This window comes from Agromyces subbeticus DSM 16689 (genome assembly GCF_000421565.1).
Lineage (GTDB): Bacteria > Actinomycetota > Actinomycetes > Actinomycetales > Microbacteriaceae > Agromyces > Agromyces subbeticus.
In genome coordinates, this window is record NZ_ATXG01000006.1 from 103,527 (window position 1) to 120,183 (window position 16,657).

Consider the following 16,657-nt stretch of genomic DNA (forward strand, 5'->3'; position numbering starts at 1 on the left):
GGCGGCTCGACTCTACCGCGGGTGCCGCGCTACGAGACCGTCAGCTGGGGAGGAGAACGCGCACTTGGCTGCGGATGTCGTCGAGGATCTCGTCGACGGAGCGGGCGATGTTGATGGTGGCGGCCATGCTGACGAACATGACCGCGGAGACGATGCGCGCAAGTACCGCCGCGTCGCCGGCGCTGACGTTCGGGTCGCGTTGCACGACCGTCGCAATGGCCTCTTCAGTCTGCGCGGTGAGGGCGAGCGCGTCGCGGTGGTACGGCTCTTCGGGATCGCCGAAGACGATCTCGCGCAGGTAGGTGCGCCCGTTGTCGATCTGGGTGCGGTTGCACTCCACGACGGGGCTCACGATCGCCATGACCGCGTCGAGCACGCCGGAGATCTCTGCAGCAGCAGCTCGCCCTGCTGCAAGGGCGTCGACATAGCTCGAATTCTGCACGAGCAGGAGCAGCTCGCCCTTGGTCTTGGCGTAGAGGAACAGCGTGCCGGTGCCGATGTCGGCCTTGTCGGCGATCTGCTGGGTCGTGACCTCGTCGACGCCGTGCTTCGCGAAGAGCTCGCCGGCCGCCGCGGTGATGCGCTCCAGCTTGTCGAGCTTGTTCCGCTCGCGCCGCCCGACCGGTTGCGGGGCGATGGCCATGGCGTCTCCATTTCGGAATACATGTCGACGACAATCTCTGATTGCAGTCAGAACTGTGCGGACTCGGATGTGCTTCGGTTCATTCTTCCACGCGTAACGCACCGCCGGTCGGCCGCGTGGACTCTGACTACTCCCGGTAGTGCCGAAGGATCACGCCGTCCGCGACGTACGTGAACGCGGCCGAAACGTCGTACGCGTGCACCGCTGAGGCGACGGACGCGAGCGAGTCCGACGATCGCGCTGTCGCACTGCTCTCGAAGAACGCCGCACAGGCTGCCGCGTCTTCGAAGCCGAGCATCAGCGAGGCGTGGAACCGCTGGTCGACCGGGTTGTCGTGGGCGACGTTCGGGGTGTCCCAGAGCTTCGGGTTCCATGGCATGAAGACCTGGGTCCGGATCTCGGTCAGCCGGGCGATGTTCGCGAGGTCGGGCACGAGCTGTTCGGTGAGGTGCTTGCGGAACGCTCGCGCGCCGACGCCGTCTCGTCTTCTGAGGTAGACCAGGGCGCGAGCCCCGGTCTTCGCACCGCGTGGCGCGACCTGGTACCAACGGGTCGAGTTCGGCGGCCCGGCGTAGAGCAGGGTGCGCCGGAACACGTTGATCTCGTCCTTGTACGCCAGCTTGGTCTGCTTGCGGCCGAGGAGCGGCGCGAGCAAGGAGGTGAAGGTGACCTCGGCGATGCCGTCGATCTTCCGGTCTGCGGGGATGGCCGTCTCCACACCTGGGGTGGCGGGCCACAGCCCGGGGTTGGTTTCGGCGAGATGGATCTGCCGGTACTCGTCGAACCCCGGGGTCGCCGTGATGATCTTGGAGTGCGGGCCCTTCCAGTAGTCCATGCCGGTCTGGCGGGGCTGGTCGGTGCGGACCCACAGCAGGATCGATGATGCGAACGGCTTCTTCGTGAACGGAATCGTGGGGGTCATGTGCTCATTCCTTGCGGGTGGCTTCGGATGCCGGTCAGCGGGTCAGGAACTCGACGGCGACCGGGGCGAACCGGTCGTGGAACTGGAAGATACCGCCGTGGCCGGAGTCGGGGTAGATGACCAGCTCGGAGCCGGTGATGCGGCGATGCAGGTCTTCGGAGAGCGCTGAGGGCACCATGCGGTCGTTGTCGCCGTTGGCGATCAGGGTGGGCTGGGTGAGTTTGGAGAGGTCGGCGGGCGCGGAGCGGCCGAACTTCTTGATCGCCTTCAGCTGGGTCTGGAACGCCTTCGTCGTGATCGGGGCGTCGCGGTCGACGGTACGCTCCTGGAGACGCTGCACGAAGGCCTTCGCGGCGGGCTTGCCGGTCGCGTTGCGGTTGAAGAAGAGGAACTCCTTCGGATCGGATCGGGTCAGCGTCGCGCGGAGGATGTCGAGGTACGTCGTGCCCGCGACCTTGTCGATGTCCTTGCCGCCGCGCGGTCCGGTGCCGGTCAGGACGAGCCTGCGAACGAGGTCGGGGTGCTTGACCACGAGATCGTTGGCGATGAACCCGCCGAGCGAGAACGAGAAGACATCGATCGTGTCGAGCCCGAGGGCGCGGATGAAGGCGTACGCGTCGTCGGCCATCGCCTCGATCGAGCCGGGCACCTCGCCGGTGGTAGCGCCGACGCCGCGGTTGTCGAAGGTGATGACGTGGCGGTGCTCGGCGATCGGATCGATGATGCGGGGGTCCCAGTTGTCGAGGGTCGCGGCGAGGTGGACGAAGAAGACGACGGGGATGCCGCCCTTCGGGCCGAGTTCGCGGTAGGCGTAGGTGACGCCGCCGGCCGTGATGGTGCGGGTCGGTGCTTTCGCGTAGGACGTGATGACGGGTTCGTGAGTGGTGTCGGTGTTGCTCATGATGGGTTCTTCCTTCTGAATCGGGGTGTGAGGTGAGGTGGAAGGGCGAAGACGTCAGCCGGAGACGGTGACGACGCCTTTTCCGCGAATGCCGCCCTCGGTGATGGACTGCATGGCCTGCGGGGTCTGGGCGAAGTCGAAGACCCTGCCCACGACCGGGCGCAACACGCCCTGGTCGACGAGTGCGGTGATCTGACGAAGCTGGTCACCACTGGCGCGCATGAACAGGAACTCGTAGTTCACGCCGAGCTTCTTCGCCTGCGTGCGGATCTTGCGGCTGATTCCGGTGATCGCCAGGCGCAGCAGGGGGTTGAGGCCGATCTCCCGGGCGAAGTCCGGATCGGGCGGGCCGGCGATCCCGATCGCCCTGCCGCCGGGCTTGAGCACGCGGAGCGACTTCTCGAGGTTCGCGCCGCCGATGCTGTCGAGCACCAGGTCGTAGCCGTCGAGGAGCTGTTCGAAGTCCTGGGTGCGATAGTCGATGACGGTGTCGGCTCCGAGTTCGCGCACGAAGTCCGCGTTGGCAGCACTGGCAGTGGTGGCGACGGTCGCACCGAGGTGCTTGGCGAGCTGGATCGCGATCGACCCGACCCCGCCGGCACCGGCATGGATGAGCACCTTCTGTCCGGGCTGCAGGTTGCCGCGCTCCACGAGCGCCTGCCACGCGGTCAGCGCCACCAGGGGGAGCGAGCCCGCCTCCTCCATGCTGATCGAAACCGGCTTGAGCGCGAGGTCGGCCTCGGCGACGGCGATGCGCTCGGCGAACGTGCCGATGCGGTCCTTGTCGGGCCGGGCGTAGACCTCGTCGCCGGGCTTGAACCCTCGCACCTTCGCGCCGACGCGGATGACGGTGCCGGCGAGATCGTTGCCGAGGATCAGCGGCAGCCGGTACCGCAGGATCTGCTTGAACCCGCCGGCGCGGATGCCCTCGTCGAGCGGGTTCAGCCCTGCAGCGTCGACCCGCACCAGCACGTCGTGCTCGCCGACGACCGGCTCGGGGACGTCGGCCTCGTGCACCGGCCCCTTGTACTTGGTGACGACGAACGCTCTCATGCGATGGTGCTCCTTCTCAATGACATTCAACTATTCGAGTCGACTCAATTATGAGTCAACTCAGTAATAATGTCAACACGGTAAGATACCTGAGACACGAGGAGGCGCCATGCACGCCGTCATGCTGACCGGTTCCGGCCGCTACTCCGACCCGTGGCATCCGTATACCGAGACGAGCCCGCGGCTGACCGAACTCGCCGAAGCCGCGGGATTCGCCGTCACCGCCGCCACTGATATCGACACCGCGCTGGCCGACCTGCCCGATGACGTGCAGCTCCTCATCGTGAACGCGGGCGATCCCGCCGGCCCGGCCGCCGAGGAGGCGGGCCCCGGCGAGGAAACTGCCGATGTCGCACTCATCGCACGTGCGAACGCGGCACTCGAGGCGGCGATCGAGCGCGGCATCGGCATCCTCGCCGTGCACGCCGCCGCCGCCAGTCTGCGCGACTACCCCGCCTACGAGCGGGCGCTCGGCGCGCGCTGGGAGCGCGAACGCTCATGGCATCCGCCGATCGGCGACGCGCACGTGCACGTCGTCGGCAATCACGCGATCGCCGAGGGGCTCGGCGACTTCACGGTGTTCGACGAGCGCTACACCGACTTCCGGCTCGACGCGGTGATCGAGCCGATCGCCGAGCACGAGCACGACGGCACGCGTCATCCGCTCGTGTGGGCACGAGAGTTCGGCCGCTCGCGTCTCGTCTACGACGCACTCGGCCACGACGCGCGATCGTACGATTCGGCGGGTCACTGCGAATTGCTCGAGCGCTCACTCGCGTGGCTCGGCCGCGTGCCGGCCCCCACGGCGAACCAGCGGTGAGCCGCGTCGCCTTCGCCCCTGATTGCTTCGAGGGCACGGTGAGTGCAGCGGATGCCGCGGCCACCCTTCGGCGAGCCGGTGCGCGGCTCGCCGAAGAGTGGTCGCGCCTCGGGGCCACCGTCAGCTCCAGCTGACGGCGTTCACCCCGGCCGGCTCTCCCGTTCTCGGGCCGAGTGATCGCCTCAGATGTGGTGCAGCCCCGGGTGCGGATGCGGGTGCGGCTTCGGGGGTTCGTCGCTCACATAGTCGCCCTCGGGTGCGGCTGCATCGTGCGTCTCGGGATGCTCGTCGGTCGAGGTGTACTCGCCCACGATCGACTCGTCGTCGGCAACGCCGTCGGTGCGGGTGTAGTCGCCGGCCACGGTGCGTTCGCGTGGCGCCTCGCCGTCGACCTCGGTGTAGCTGCCCTCGACCTCGTCGGTGGCATCGACCGCGTCGGCGGGCAGGTTCGGCTCGTCGGGCTGCGGCTCGGCGGGTCGGTTCGATTCGGACATCATCGCTCCCTCACTCGTGGTCGGGGCGCCGTCATCAGGGCGACGTCTCATTCACCATGCTATGCGCCTGCGCCGTCTGGTGAGCGGCCCGTCGTGCACTCCACGCTCAGATTCGGGACCACTCGTGTCGCACGGGACCGCCGATAACGTGGGTCCGGCGCGATACGAGTGGTCCCAACCCGACTCCAACGCCGACCCTGAGCCCGAGCACGCCCGCGTCAGGCACCGACGCGGGCGGCGCGCGCGTATTGCTCGCGGATGAGCGGGCGCGTGTCGACCGGCAGCTGTTCGTCGATCGCGAGCGGCCACGTCGGGCGAGTGCCCATGAGCGCCCAGCTCGCCTGCCGGGCTGCGCCGTCGGCGACGTACTCGCCGGGCACCGGCACGACGACCGGAAGGTCGAACACCTGCCCGGCGATGCGACGCACGGCGGGGTTCTGCGCTGCGCCGCCGATGAGCAGCACTCGTGACGCGGCCACGCCCTGCGCACGCACGGCGTCGAGGCCGTCGGCGAGCCCGCACAGGAGGCCCTCGATCGCAGCGCGGGCGATCGAGGTGCGCTTCGTGTTGGCGAGCGTGAGCCCCGAGAACGAGGCGGTCGCATCGGGCAGGTTCGGCGTGCGCTCGCCCTCGAAGTAGGGCACGAGCACGACACCGGATGCCCCGGGCTCGGCCTCGAGGGCGAGGCGCCCGAGCTCGGCGTGGTCGACGCCGAGCAGGCCCGCGGTGGCGTCGAGCACCCGCGCGGCATTGAGCGTGGCGATGAGTGGCAGCCCCCGGCCCGTCGCATCCGCGAAGCCCGCGACCGTGCCCGAGGGGTCGGCGATGGCGGCATCCGTGACCGCGAAGACCGTGCCGCTGGTGCCGATCGAGACGACGACGTCGCCGGGTGCGGCGTCGAGCCCCAGCGCCGCGGCGGCGTTGTCGCCCGCGCCGGCGCCCACGAGGATGCCGTCGGGCGTGCGGCCCGCGGCCTCATGAGGCTCGAGCACGCGGGGGAGCAGCGCGTCGTGTCCGAGGGCACGCGCGAGCAGCTCGCGGTCGTACCCGCCGGCGCCCCAGTAGGCGGTGCCGCTCGCGTCGGAGCGATCGGTCGTGAGCTCATCGAGCACCGGGCCGAGGGGTGACTCGCCGCTCGGCCCGTAGCCGCGCAACCGCCACGTGAGCCAGTCGTGGGGGAGGGCCACCGCGGCGACGCGCGCCGCGGCATCCGGCTCGGCATCGCGGAGCCAGCGCAGCTTCGTCGCCGTGAACGACGCGACCGGCACGACGCCCGTGCGCCGCGCGTAGTCGGCGGCGCCCACCTCGTCGACGAGATCGCGAGCGGCCTGCGCCGACCGCGTGTCGTTCCAGAGCAGGGCATCGCGGATGACGCGGCCCTCGTCGTCGAGCACGACCATGCCGTGCTGCTGGCCCGCGATCGAGATGGCCGCGACGTCGTCGAGCCCGCCGGCATCGGCGAACGCCGAGAGCAGCGCGCCCCACCAGGCAGCGGGGTCGACCTCGGTGCCGTCGGGGTGGGGGGCACGGCCCGAACGCACGAGCGCGCCCGTCGAGGCATCCCGAATCACGACCTTGCAGGCCTGCGTCGACGAATCGACGCCCGCAACGAGCTCAGACATGTGAGCGTTACTCCTTCGTGGTCCTGCGTGTCACGTTCTCAAAGCTGCCGCGGCACGCCCTTCGGCGCTGCGCGCCTCTCGGGGCTACGGCTGCCGCCTTTGCGCGAGGCTAGCGCCTCGCGCCGAGCAGGTGCTCGGTCACGAGCTGCTGCAGGCGCACGAATCCGAAGCCGTGGCCGCCGACGTAGGCATCGGCGTCGAACTCCTCGAACGCCGAACGGTCGGCGATGAGGTCGTCGTAGCTCTCGCCCTCGCCGAGCGTCGGCCGGCCGAGCTCGGGCACGAGCGATGCCTCGAGCGCCTGCTGCACCTCGGGATCGGCGCGGAACGCCGCCGCGCGCTGCTTGAGCAGGAGGTAGTTGGCCATGTTCGCCTCGGCAGATGCCCAGACGCCCATCTCGTCTTCGGTGCGCGACGGCTTGTAGTCGAAGTGGCGCGGGCCGTCGTAGCTGGGGCCGCCCGCGGGGCCGCCGTTCTCGAGCAGGTCGACGAGGGCGAAGGCGTTGTAGAGGTCGCCGTGGCCGAACACCAGGTCTTGGTCGTACTTGATGCCGCGCTGGCCGTTGAGGTCGATGTGGAAGAGCTTGCCCTGGTCGAGCGCTTGCGCGATGCCGGCCGCGAAGTTGAGGCCCGCCATCTGCTCGTGCCCGACCTCGGGGTTGATGCCCACGAGCTCGGGACGCTCGAGGGTCTCGATGAAGGCGAGTGCGTGGCCGAGCGTCGGCAGCAGGATGTCGCCGCGGGGCTCGTTCGGCTTCGGCTCGATCGCGAAGCGCAGGTCGTAGCCCTTGTCGGTGACGTAGTCGCCGAGCAGGTTCACGGCCTCGCGGTAGCGCTCGAGGGCGCTGCGGATGTCTTTGGCCGCGTCGTATTCTGCGCCCTCGCGGCCGCCCCACATGACGAAGGTCTTCGCGCCGAGCTCGGCGGCGAGGTCGATGTTGCGCAGCACCTTGCGCAGCGCGAAGCGGCGCACCTGGCGGTCGTTCGAGGTGAAGCCGCCGTCTTTGAAGACGGGCGCGCTGAAGAGGTTCGTCGTGACCATCGGCACGATGATGCCGGTGGCCTCGAGCGCACCCTTGAGCCGGTCGATCTGCGTCTGGCGCGCGGCATCCGTCGACCCGAAGGCGAACAGGTCGTCGTCGTGGAAGGTGAGGCCGTAGGCGCCGAGCTCGTCGAGCTTCTCGACGACGTGCACGACATCGAGCGGATGCCGCGTGGGGCCGCCGAACGGGTCGGTGCCGTTGTAGCCGACGGTCCAGAGTCCGAAGGAGAACTTGTCGTCGCGGGTGGGGGTCTGAGCCATGTCGCACGCCTTTGCAGCATCGTCGTTGATTTGTTGTTGAACTCAACATAATCGCTCTCCGCTGCGGATTCAAGCGGTCCAACCTATTTGTTTGCCAATTCCACAAACGAACTTGCGGCCATCCGGCAAGTCTGCGTACAGTGCCCTTCGAAGCAGTCGAAACGTTTAGACGATGGAGTCGTGATGGCGAAGATCCACGAGGTGGCCGAGGCCGCCGGTGTGTCGATCAGCACCGTGTCGTACGCCCTGAGCGGCAAGCGCACGATCTCCGCCGAGACGCGGCGGCGCATCGACGACGCCGTTCGCGAGCTCGACTACCGGCCCAACGCCGGAGCCCGCATGCTCGCCGGCCGGCGCACGAACATCTTCGCCCTGACCGAGCCGTTCCGGGCTGACACCTATGCGCCGGCGCACATGGCCTTCGTGCTCGCGACCTCGATCGCCGCACGCCGCCACGACTACGACATCCTGCTGCTGACCGATGAGGAGGCCTCGGCCGGAATGCGTCGGGTCGCGACGAGCGGGCTGGCCGACGGGGTCATCGTGCTCGACGTCGCGCCTGACGATGAGCGGGTCGCCGTCGCTCGACTGCTCAAGATCCCCGCCGTCTTCGTCGGTGTGCCGACCGATCACGATGGTCTCGTCTGCGTCGACCTCGATTTCGAGCAAGCAGCCTCGATCGCCGTCGATCACCTCGTCGACGCCGGTCACCGTGCGATCGGTTTCGTCGGCCATCCGGCCGAGGCCTACCTGCGCTCGAACTTCCCACCGCGGGTGCGCGCGGGCTTCGAGGCGCGTGCCGCCGATCGTGATGTGCGGGTCGCGATCGGTTCGCCCGCGATCGGGGGCTCGTCTCGTCGCGCCGCCGAGAGCGTGCATGCGACGGTCGCGTCACTGCTCGAGCAGGGGGTCACCGCGCTCGTGCTGCACTGCGACGACACGGCGCACGCGGCGGTCACCGAGGAACTCGCGCGTCGAGGACTGCGTGTGCCTGCCGACATCTCGCTGGTCTCGGTCGGCGCCACGTTCGACACGAGCGCGTTCCATCCGCCGATCGACGCCGTGCCGCTCGTGCCGCAGGCGTCGTGCGACCTGGCCATCGATCTGGCCATGCGGCTGCTCTCCGAGGCTCCACCCGAGCCCGGCGTGCACCTGATCGCTCCCGAGTATCGCGATCGAGGCTCGGTCGCCGCGCCGCCGGGCCACGCGACGACGGCCGGCTGACCGCCCGCGCGCGTTCGCGACCCGCCAAGCCACCCGCTCCGACAGACCCCGAACCGTGCCCGCCCCACGACCCATACGTTTCACCAGCATCGAAGCGCTTCGATCAGCACCGATCGAAACCGCACCTGCAACACCCACACCGAGGAGGTAGCAATGAAGCACACCAGGAAGATGAGCGCCGCAGCGGCGCTCGCCATCACCGCACTCGCCCTGAGCGGCTGCTCAGCAGACCAGGGCGACGACGACGTTCTGCGCCTGTGGCACTTCGAGAGCGAGTCGAGCGCGATGGGCCTCGCATGGGAAGAGGCCATCAAGGTCTTCGAGGAGGAGACCGGGGCGACCGTCGAGTTCGAGGAGAAGAGCTTCGAGCAGATCCGCTCGACCGCGAGCCAGGTGCTGAACTCCGATGAGGCGCCCGACCTGCTCGAGTACAACAAGGGCAATGCGACCGCCGGCCTGCTCTCGAGCCAGGGCCTGCTGAGCAGCCTCGACGACGCCGTCGACGAGTACGGCTGGGCCGACCAGCTCGCTCCGTCGCTGCAGACGACCGCGCGGTACGACGAGAACGGCATCATGGGCTCGGGCAGCTGGTACGGCGTACCGAACTACGGCGAGTTCGTCGAGGTCTACTACAACGTCGACGCATTCGCGGCCGCCGGCCTCGAGGTGCCGACCACCCTCGCCGAGTTCGAGACCGTGCTGCAGGCATTTGCCGACCAGGGGGTCACTCCGCTCAGCGAGTCCGCCGCCGAGTACCCGCTCGGCCAGCTCTGGTACCAGCTCGCGCTCACCAAGGCCGACCGCGCATTCGTCGATGACTACCAGCTCTACGACGGGCCGGTCGACTGGTCGGGTGACGAGATCACCTACGCCACCGAGACCGTGAAGGACTGGACGGACCGCGGCTTCATCAGCACCGATTCCAGCGGCTTTAAGGCCGAAGACGCCGGCGTCGCGTTCATCAACGGCGAGGCGCCGATCTTCTTCTCGGGCAGCTGGTGGCACAACCGGTTCACGACCGAGATCACCGGATTCGAGTGGGGCACGTTCCTCTTCCCCGAGGCCGAGATGTCGCCAGGATCGGGCGGCAACATGTGGGTCGTGCCAGAGCGGGCGGCGAACAAGGAACTCGCCTACGAGTTCATCGACATCACGATGCGCCCCGAGATCCAGGCGATCATCGGCAACAACGGCGGCGTGCCGGTCGCGGCAGACGAGGCCGACATCACCGACGCGAAGAGCGCTGAGCTGATCGGCAACTTCAACACGCTCACCGAGCGCGACGGGCTCGCGTTCTACCCCGACTGGCCCACCTCGACGTTCTACGACGAGCTGAACGCCGGCCTGCAAGAACTCGTGAACGGCACGAAGACCCCGGCCGAGGTGCAGCAGCAGCTCGGCGAGCAGTATCAGTCCGGCGTCGACGACATCGTCGGTTAGCCGAGCGGATGCCGCGGGGCGAGACGCGCCCCGCGGCATCCGACCCATTGGAAGGAACCCCGAGCATGCCAGCTGCGCTCACCACCCGTGCGCTCACCGCGCCACCCGATGCCGATCCGGCCGCGCGCCGTCGCACGCGTCGCACGGCGGCCACTTCGAGCCTGATCCCCGGCTCACCGCGCAACGCCTATTGGCTCTACCTCGTGCCGGGACTGGCGCTGCTCGCCGTCATCATCGTCGTGCCGCTCGGGTGGAACATCTACCTCACCTTCACCGACTACCGGGGCATCCGCCCGCCCGAGTGGATCGGCCTCGAGAACTGGATCGAACTCGCGGGCGACGCCGTCTTCTGGACCTCGTTCGGCAACTCGATCGCGATGATCGTCGCCATGGTGCTCGTGCCGACGCTGCTCGGTCTCGTGCTCGCGGCGATGCTGTTCGACCTCATCGGCAAGAAGTTCGGAGGCCGCCTCGCGAGCTTCCTGCGCGCCACCTACTACCTGCCGCAGATCCTGCCGGCCGTCATCGCGGCGATCGTGATCGGCTGGATCCTGCGGCCGCAGAACGGCGCCCTCAACCAAGTGCTCGAGGCGATCGGCCTCGGCTCGCTCGCCCACAACTGGCTCGGCAGTGCCGACACCGCGCTGCCCAGCATCATGGTGATCATGGTCTGGGTGCAGCTCGGCTACCCGATCGTGATCTTCATGGCGGCGCTGCAGCGCGTCGATCCCGAGCTCTACGAGGCTGCCGAGCTCGACGGGGCCAATTGGTACCAGCGCTTCCGCGCCATCACCGTCAGCATCATCCGGCCCGAGATCTTCGTCGTGACCCTGACCTGCACGATCGCCGCGCTGAAGGTGTTCGGTCCCGTGTACGCACTCACCGGCGGCGGGCCGGGCACGGCCACCATGGTGCCCGCCTACTACGCCTACAGCGAGTTCTTCCAGTCGCAGCAGGTGGGCTACGGCGCGACGATCGCCACCGCCCTCACCATCGTCATCGCCGCGGTCAGCGTGGTGTTCATCCTCGCGCAGAACCGCGCAGAGAGACTGGAGGAGAGCCGATGAGCGCCCTGCTCGACGGCGCCGACCTCAACTCGGAGCCCCGCACCTCGGCCATCGTCGCGCCGAACCGGCGCGCGCCCAAACGTCGCTCGGGCGGCCCATCGCATCGCGGCGCCGGCGACTGGCTCGTGCTCGTCGTCGCGATCGTGATCGGCTTCTTCATCGCCGTGCCGTTCCTCCTGATCCTCGTGAACTCCTTCAAGTCGCCGACCGACTACAACACGTCGGGGCCGCTGACGCTGCCGACCGAGCTGTACTTCGACGGCATCGTCGCGTTCTGGGAGCGCGTCGACTTTCCCGAGAAGCTGCTGAACAGCGTCTTCATCTCGGGGGTGGTGGCCGTGCTCGCGGTGCTGCTGTCGATGCTGAACGCCTTCGCGCTCGGCATCGGCCGGGTCAAGGGCCGGCTCTGGATCGTCGTGCTCATCCTGCTCGCGAACATGCTTCCGCAGGAGGTGCTGCTCTACCCGCTCTACTTCATGTTCAAGGAAGTGGGGCTCTACGACAGCCAATGGGCGGTCATCATCATCTTCACGGTCATCCAGTCGGCGTTCGGCACCTACCTGCTCGCCTCCGTCTACGGCACCTTCCCGAAGGAGCTGCTCGAGGCCGCATCGCTCGACGGCGCGAGCCGTTGGCAGATCCTCTGGCGGGTCGTCTACCCGATCTCCCGGCCGACGCTGTCGGTGCTCCTGATCTTCTTCTTCATCTGGACCTGGAACGAGTTCCTGATCCCGTTGACGTTCCTCGTGTCGAATGCGACGCAGACGGTGCCGGTGGCGATCACGGTGCTGCAGGGAGATCGGCTCATGGATGTCACGACGACGAGCGCGTCGGCGCTGCTCGGCCTGATCCCGACCCTCGTCTTCTTCCTCATCTTCCAACGCACCCTCACGAGGGGCATCACCGCAGGAGCAGTCAAGTAACCATGAAGTTCACCGATGGATTCTGGCTCCCGCGGCCCGGCGTCGACGCGCGCTACGCGCAGGAGGCGTACGCGCTCGACGTTGAAGACGGAGAGCTCGTCATCGAGGCTCCGACGCGCATCATCGAGCGACGCGGCGACACGCTCAATCGCCCGCTGCTCACGGTCTCGCTCGCGAGTCCGGCCGAAGGCGTGATCCGGGTGCGCGTCGAGCACCATCGCGGCGCGCGGCGCGACCAGGGCTTCGAGATCGCCACGGATGCCGCGCATCAGGCGCTGATCGAGGTCGACGAATCGGGCGGCGTGGTCGACGCCGGCGCACTCCGTGCCCGCGTCGTGCGCGGTGCACCGTGGAGCCTGTCGTTCGAGCACGAGGGCGGCACCTACACCTCGAGTGGCGCGAAGTCGCTCGCCCATCTCAGCCTCGCGCCGGGAGCGCCGGTCGCAGCGGAGCCGACGGGCGTCACGGGCGTGACGAGCACGGGCCTCGCCGCGGCATCCGAGTACATGCACGCCCAGCTCTCGCTCGACGTCGGCGAGCTCGTCTACGGGCTCGGCGAACGGTTCGGCCCGCTCGTGAAGAACGGCCAGACCGTCGACATCTGGAACGCCGACGGCGGCACCTCGAGCGAGCAGGCGTACAAGAACGTGCCGTTCTACCTCACGAACCGCGGCTACGGCGTGCTCGTGAACCATGCAGGGCACGTCTCGTTCGAGGTCGGCTCGGAGGCCGTGGAACAGGTGCAGTTCTCGGTGGCGGGGGAGTCGCTCGAGTTCTTCGTGATCGCGGGGCCGACACCGGCCGAGGTGCTCGACCGGTACACCAGGCTCACCGGTCGGCCGGCGATCGTGCCCGACTGGTCGTACGGGCTCTGGATGTCGACGAGCTTCACGACCGACTACGACGAGGCGACCGTCACCGAGTTCATCGAGGGCATGGCCGAGCGCGACCTGCCGCTGAGCGTCTTCCACTTCGACTGCTTCTGGATGCGCGAGTTCCACTGGACCGACTTCGAATGGGACCCGCGCGTCTTCCCCGACCCCGAGGGCATGCTCGCACGGCTCCACGAACGCGGTCTGCACGTGAGCGCGTGGCTCAATCCGTACATCGCCCAGCGCTCGCGGCTGTTCCAGCAGGGGGTCGACAGCGGCTTCCTCGTGCACCGCGCCGACGGCACGGTGTGGCAGTCCGATCTCTGGCAGGCGGGAATGGCCCTCGTCGACTTCACGAACCCGGGCGCGGTCGAGTGGTACCAGTCGCATCTGCGTGGGCTCATCGGGCAAGGTGTCGACGCGATCAAGACCGACTTCGGCGAGCGGATTCCGATCGACGTCGTGTGGCACGACGGCAGCGAGCCCGAGGGCATGCATCACCGCTACACCCAGCTCTACAACCGGGCCGTGTTCGACGTGCTCGAAGAGGTGCGCGGGCCGGGCGAGGCGGTGCTGTTCGCCCGCTCGGCAACGGTCGGAGGCCAGAGCATGCCCGTGCACTGGGGCGGCGACAACTCCTCGTCGTTCGTGTCGATGGCCGAGAGCCTGCGCGGCGGCCTCTCGCTCTCACTGAGCGGCTTCGGCTACTGGAGCCACGACATCGGCGGGTTCGAGGGCGACCCAGACCCCGCGGTGTTCAAGCGGTGGCTCGCGTTCGGCCTGCTGTCGAGCCATTCGCGACTGCACGGCTCGACGAGTTATCGGGCGCCGTGGCGGTTCGACCGCGGCGATGAGGCGCCCGGCCAGAGCGCCGTCGAGGTCACGCGGCGGTTCACGAAACTCAAGCAGTCGCTGCAGCCGTACCTCGTGGCCGCGGGTCTCGAGGCGCATCGCACCGGCACGCCGGTGATGCGGCCGATGCAGCTCGCGTTCCCCGCCGACCCGGCGGTGGCCTACCTCGACCGCCAGTACCTGCTCGGCCCCGACCTGCTCGTCGCTCCCGTCTTCAGCGCGGAGGGCGAGGTGGAGTACTACCTGCCGGCCGGGCGCTGGACGAACTGGTTCACCCGCGAGGTCGTCGAGGGCGGCGCTTGGCGCCGGGAGGTGCATGCCTTCGACAGCGTGCCCCTCTGGGTGCGCGAGGGTGCCGTCGTACCGCTGCTCGAGGAGGACGGGTCGGCGGGCGAGTTCCGCGCCTGACCGCAAGTTTCGGGCCTAGCCTTCGAAACATGGAATCCAGCGCCGACGACGGCCGGGTGACGCTCGCGAGCGTGGCCGAGGAGGCGGGCGTGAGCCTGTCGACCATCTCGAAGGTCTTGAACGGCAGGGCGGATGTATCGGCGCCGACCCGTGCTCGGGTCGAGCAGCTCCTCGCCGACCGCGGGTACCGACGCAGGGGCGGTGGGCGTTCCGAATCGCGGGCCGAGCTCATCGAGCTCGTCTTCCACGAACTCGACCCGATCTGGTCGATGGAACTCATCGGCGGCGTCGAGCAGGTCGCCAAGGAGCACGGGCTCAGCGTCGTGCTCACGGTGAGCGGCAGTCGGCACGCGCCCGACCCCGACTGGATCGAGGGCGTGATGCGGCGTCGGCCGGTCGCCATCGTGCTCGTGTTCTCCGAGCTCGCACCCGAATACCGAGAGCGACTGCGGTCCCGGGCGATCCCGTTCGTGATCGTCGACCCGGCCGGCGACCCCTCGCCCGATGCGCCGTCGGTGGGCTCGGCGAACTGGTCGGGCGGTCTCGCGGCGACGCGGCACCTCATCGAACTCGGGCACACGCGCATCGCCGCCATCACCGGCCCCGAAGACATGATGTGCTCGCTGGCGAGGGTCGACGGCTACCGGTCGGCGATGAACTCCGCGGGCCTGCCGATCGACCCCGACTGGATCCGCTTCGGCGACTTCCACGTCAGCGGCGGCCGCGAGCGCGCCCGCGAGCTGCTCGAGCGCCGCGATCGGCCGACGGCCATCTTCGCCGGCAGCGACATGCAGGCGCTCGGCGTGATGGAGGCGGCGCGGGAGCGCGGCATCCGCGTGCCAGAAGACCTCTCGATCGTCGGCTACGACGACATCCCGCTCGCGCGCTGGCTCACGCCCCGCCTCACGACGGTGCACCAGCCGCTGCGCCGCATGGGGGAGGAGGCGGCGAGGCTCGCGATCCGACTCGCCGACGAGCTCGATGCAGTCGGTGAAGCGGATGTCGCAGCCGGCGTCGGCTCCGCACCGACGCCGCGCATGGACCTCGCAACGAGCCTCGTCGTGCGCGAGAGCACGGCGCCGCCCGCAGCGGAGGAGCTCAGCGTGCCGGTGCGTGCACCGGGCTGAGTTGGTCGACGTCGACGGCCCCGGCTGCGGCCGGATTCCAGAACGTGCGTTCGCCCTCGCCGCTCTCAGGCGTTGACGCGATCGAGGAACGTGCGGACCAAGGGAACAACCTCGCCGAGGTGCGTCTCCAACAGCCAGTGCCCGCCGTCGAGCAGGTGGAGCTCGGCGTCGGGAAGGTCCCGGTGGTACGCCCGCGCCGAAGCCTCGGGCATGTATCCGTCGTGTGGACCCCACACGATCAGGGTCGGCGGCCGATGCTCGCGCAGGTACGCCCGTTGACGGGGCATCCAGTCGAGGGTCGTGGGCTGGTCCTCCAAGAGCCGCACCAGGTTGGCGACGCGCTCCGGCGACGACATCAACGCCCAGTGCAACGTCCACACGTCGGGCGCCACGCGGTCGCGAACGTCGACGGGCAGTTCGCCGGCGAACTCGTCGCGGAAGCCGGCCAGGTTCACGTGCTCTGCCATCGCCCGCCGGGCGTCTGGACCGGGGTGCTCCCACAACTCCCGCAGCGCGTCGTACTTGGGGCCGAACTCGTCGGGATGGATGTCACCGTTCTGGATCACCAGGCCCGCCACCCGTTCTGGCGCCGTCATCGCAAGTCGGAGTCCGAACTGCGAGCCGTAGTCGTGCAACCAGATCACGTACCGGTCCAGGCCGACGGTCGAGACGAAACGCTGCAGGAAGTCGGAGTATCCGTCGAAGCTGTAGCGGAAGTGCTCTGGCGATGGCGTGGCGCTGTACCCGAATCCCGGGAGGTCAGGGGCCACCAGCCGCCATCGATCGCCCAACGCCGCCATCAGATTGCGGTAGGCGTACGACGACGCGGGGTATCCGTGCGGCAGCAACACCACTGGGGCATCGGCTGGGCCAGCCTCACGGTAGAAGGTGTCGATGCCGTCGACCTCGACCTGCCGGTGCGCGACCGGCGCATTCACTGTCTCCATCCCATCAAGACCACCGGGTGCACGCCAGGGCGGCAAGGG

At 68.7% G+C, this 16,657-nt stretch carries 16 protein-coding genes; 8 read left to right on the top strand and 8 right to left on the bottom strand.

Translation table 11 applies throughout. The annotated features are described in order from the left end of the window. Positions 1 to 40: 40 nt before the first annotated feature. The 4 genes from H521_RS0110595 to H521_RS0110610 form a co-directional block, all read right to left on the bottom strand. Positions 41 to 643 (bottom strand): TetR/AcrR family transcriptional regulator, encoded by a 603-nt coding sequence (locus H521_RS0110595; protein ID WP_022892999.1) that lies wholly within the window; start codon positions 641 to 643, stop codon positions 41 to 43. A gap of 127 nt (positions 644 to 770) precedes the next feature. After that, positions 771 to 1,565 (bottom strand): hypothetical protein, encoded by a 795-nt coding sequence (locus H521_RS0110600; RefSeq protein WP_022893000.1) that lies wholly within the window; start codon positions 1,563 to 1,565, stop codon positions 771 to 773. 34 nt (positions 1,566 to 1,599) lie between these two features. After that, positions 1,600 to 2,466: an alpha/beta fold hydrolase gene (locus tag H521_RS0110605; RefSeq protein WP_022893001.1), complete on the bottom strand. Its 867-nt coding sequence runs from the start codon at positions 2,464 to 2,466 to the stop codon at positions 1,600 to 1,602. A gap of 54 nt (positions 2,467 to 2,520) precedes the next feature. Beyond that, positions 2,521 to 3,519, bottom strand: coding sequence for an NADP-dependent oxidoreductase (locus H521_RS0110610; RefSeq protein ID WP_022893002.1), 999 nt, complete (start codon positions 3,517 to 3,519; stop codon positions 2,521 to 2,523). Between the two features lie 109 nt (positions 3,520 to 3,628). Between H521_RS0110610 and H521_RS22830 the strand changes: the two genes are divergently transcribed. Both H521_RS22830 and H521_RS25820 read left to right on the top strand, forming a co-directional pair. Then, complete coding sequence (locus tag H521_RS22830; RefSeq protein WP_022893003.1) at positions 3,629 to 4,339, top strand: ThuA domain-containing protein; 711 nt, start codon at positions 3,629 to 3,631, stop codon at positions 4,337 to 4,339. After that, positions 4,336 to 4,473 carry a hypothetical protein gene (locus tag H521_RS25820; RefSeq protein WP_156891376.1) on the top strand — a complete coding sequence of 46 codons (138 nt, stop codon included), beginning with the start codon at positions 4,336 to 4,338 and terminating at the stop codon, positions 4,471 to 4,473. Before H521_RS22830 ends, H521_RS25820 begins: the two co-directional genes overlap by 4 nt. A gap of 48 nt (positions 4,474 to 4,521) precedes the next feature. Here the strand turns inward: H521_RS25820 and H521_RS22835 are convergent, their stop codons facing one another. The 3 genes from H521_RS22835 to xylA all read right to left on the bottom strand — a co-directional run bounded on the left by H521_RS22835 (position 4,522) and on the right by xylA (position 7,758). Then, positions 4,522 to 4,833, bottom strand: coding sequence for a hypothetical protein (locus H521_RS22835; RefSeq protein ID WP_156891377.1), 312 nt, complete (start codon positions 4,831 to 4,833; stop codon positions 4,522 to 4,524). Positions 4,834 to 5,051: 218 nt separating this feature from the next. Beyond that, a complete protein-coding gene (gene xylB / locus H521_RS0110625) occupies positions 5,052 to 6,455 on the bottom strand; it encodes a xylulokinase (RefSeq protein WP_022893005.1) in 1,404 nt (467 codons plus the stop codon). A gap of 109 nt (positions 6,456 to 6,564) precedes the next feature. Beyond that, the gene (gene xylA, locus H521_RS0110630) at positions 6,565 to 7,758 is read right to left on the bottom strand and encodes a xylose isomerase (protein WP_022893006.1); all 1,194 of its coding nucleotides are present in this window, start codon (positions 7,756 to 7,758) and stop codon (positions 6,565 to 6,567) included. A 183-nt stretch (positions 7,759 to 7,941) separates the two neighbouring features. Here xylA and H521_RS0110635 point away from each other — a divergent pair, with 183 nt between their 5' ends. From H521_RS0110635 to H521_RS22850, 6 genes are all read left to right on the top strand, one after another. Next, positions 7,942 to 8,982 (top strand): LacI family DNA-binding transcriptional regulator, encoded by a 1,041-nt coding sequence (locus H521_RS0110635; protein ID WP_022893007.1) that lies wholly within the window; start codon positions 7,942 to 7,944, stop codon positions 8,980 to 8,982. Between the two features lie 153 nt (positions 8,983 to 9,135). Beyond that, complete coding sequence (locus H521_RS0110640; protein ID WP_026482163.1) at positions 9,136 to 10,422, top strand: ABC transporter substrate-binding protein; 1,287 nt, start codon at positions 9,136 to 9,138, stop codon at positions 10,420 to 10,422. A gap of 65 nt (positions 10,423 to 10,487) precedes the next feature. Continuing rightward, positions 10,488 to 11,489 (top strand): carbohydrate ABC transporter permease, encoded by a 1,002-nt coding sequence (locus H521_RS22840; RefSeq protein ID WP_022893010.1) that lies wholly within the window; start codon positions 10,488 to 10,490, stop codon positions 11,487 to 11,489. After that, on the top strand, positions 11,486 to 12,412 hold the full coding sequence (locus H521_RS0110650; protein WP_022893011.1) for a carbohydrate ABC transporter permease: 927 nt from the start codon (positions 11,486 to 11,488) through the stop codon (positions 12,410 to 12,412). The genes H521_RS22840 and H521_RS0110650 overlap by 4 nt, the downstream gene beginning before the upstream one ends. Before the next feature lie 2 nt (positions 12,413 to 12,414). Further along, entirely contained in the window at positions 12,415 to 14,544 is a 2,130-nt protein-coding gene (gene yicI / locus H521_RS22845) for an alpha-xylosidase (RefSeq protein WP_022893012.1), read from the top strand. A 29-nt stretch (positions 14,545 to 14,573) separates the two neighbouring features. Further along, positions 14,574 to 15,671 carry a LacI family DNA-binding transcriptional regulator gene (locus tag H521_RS22850; RefSeq protein ID WP_022893013.1) on the top strand — a complete coding sequence of 366 codons (1,098 nt, stop codon included), beginning with the start codon at positions 14,574 to 14,576 and terminating at the stop codon, positions 15,669 to 15,671. A 65-nt stretch (positions 15,672 to 15,736) separates the two neighbouring features. Here H521_RS22850 and H521_RS0110665 read toward each other — a convergent pair whose 3' ends face one another. Beyond that, a complete protein-coding gene (locus tag H521_RS0110665; protein WP_022893014.1) occupies positions 15,737 to 16,618 on the bottom strand; it encodes an alpha/beta fold hydrolase in 882 nt (293 codons plus the stop codon). Positions 16,619 to 16,657 lie beyond the last annotated feature (39 nt).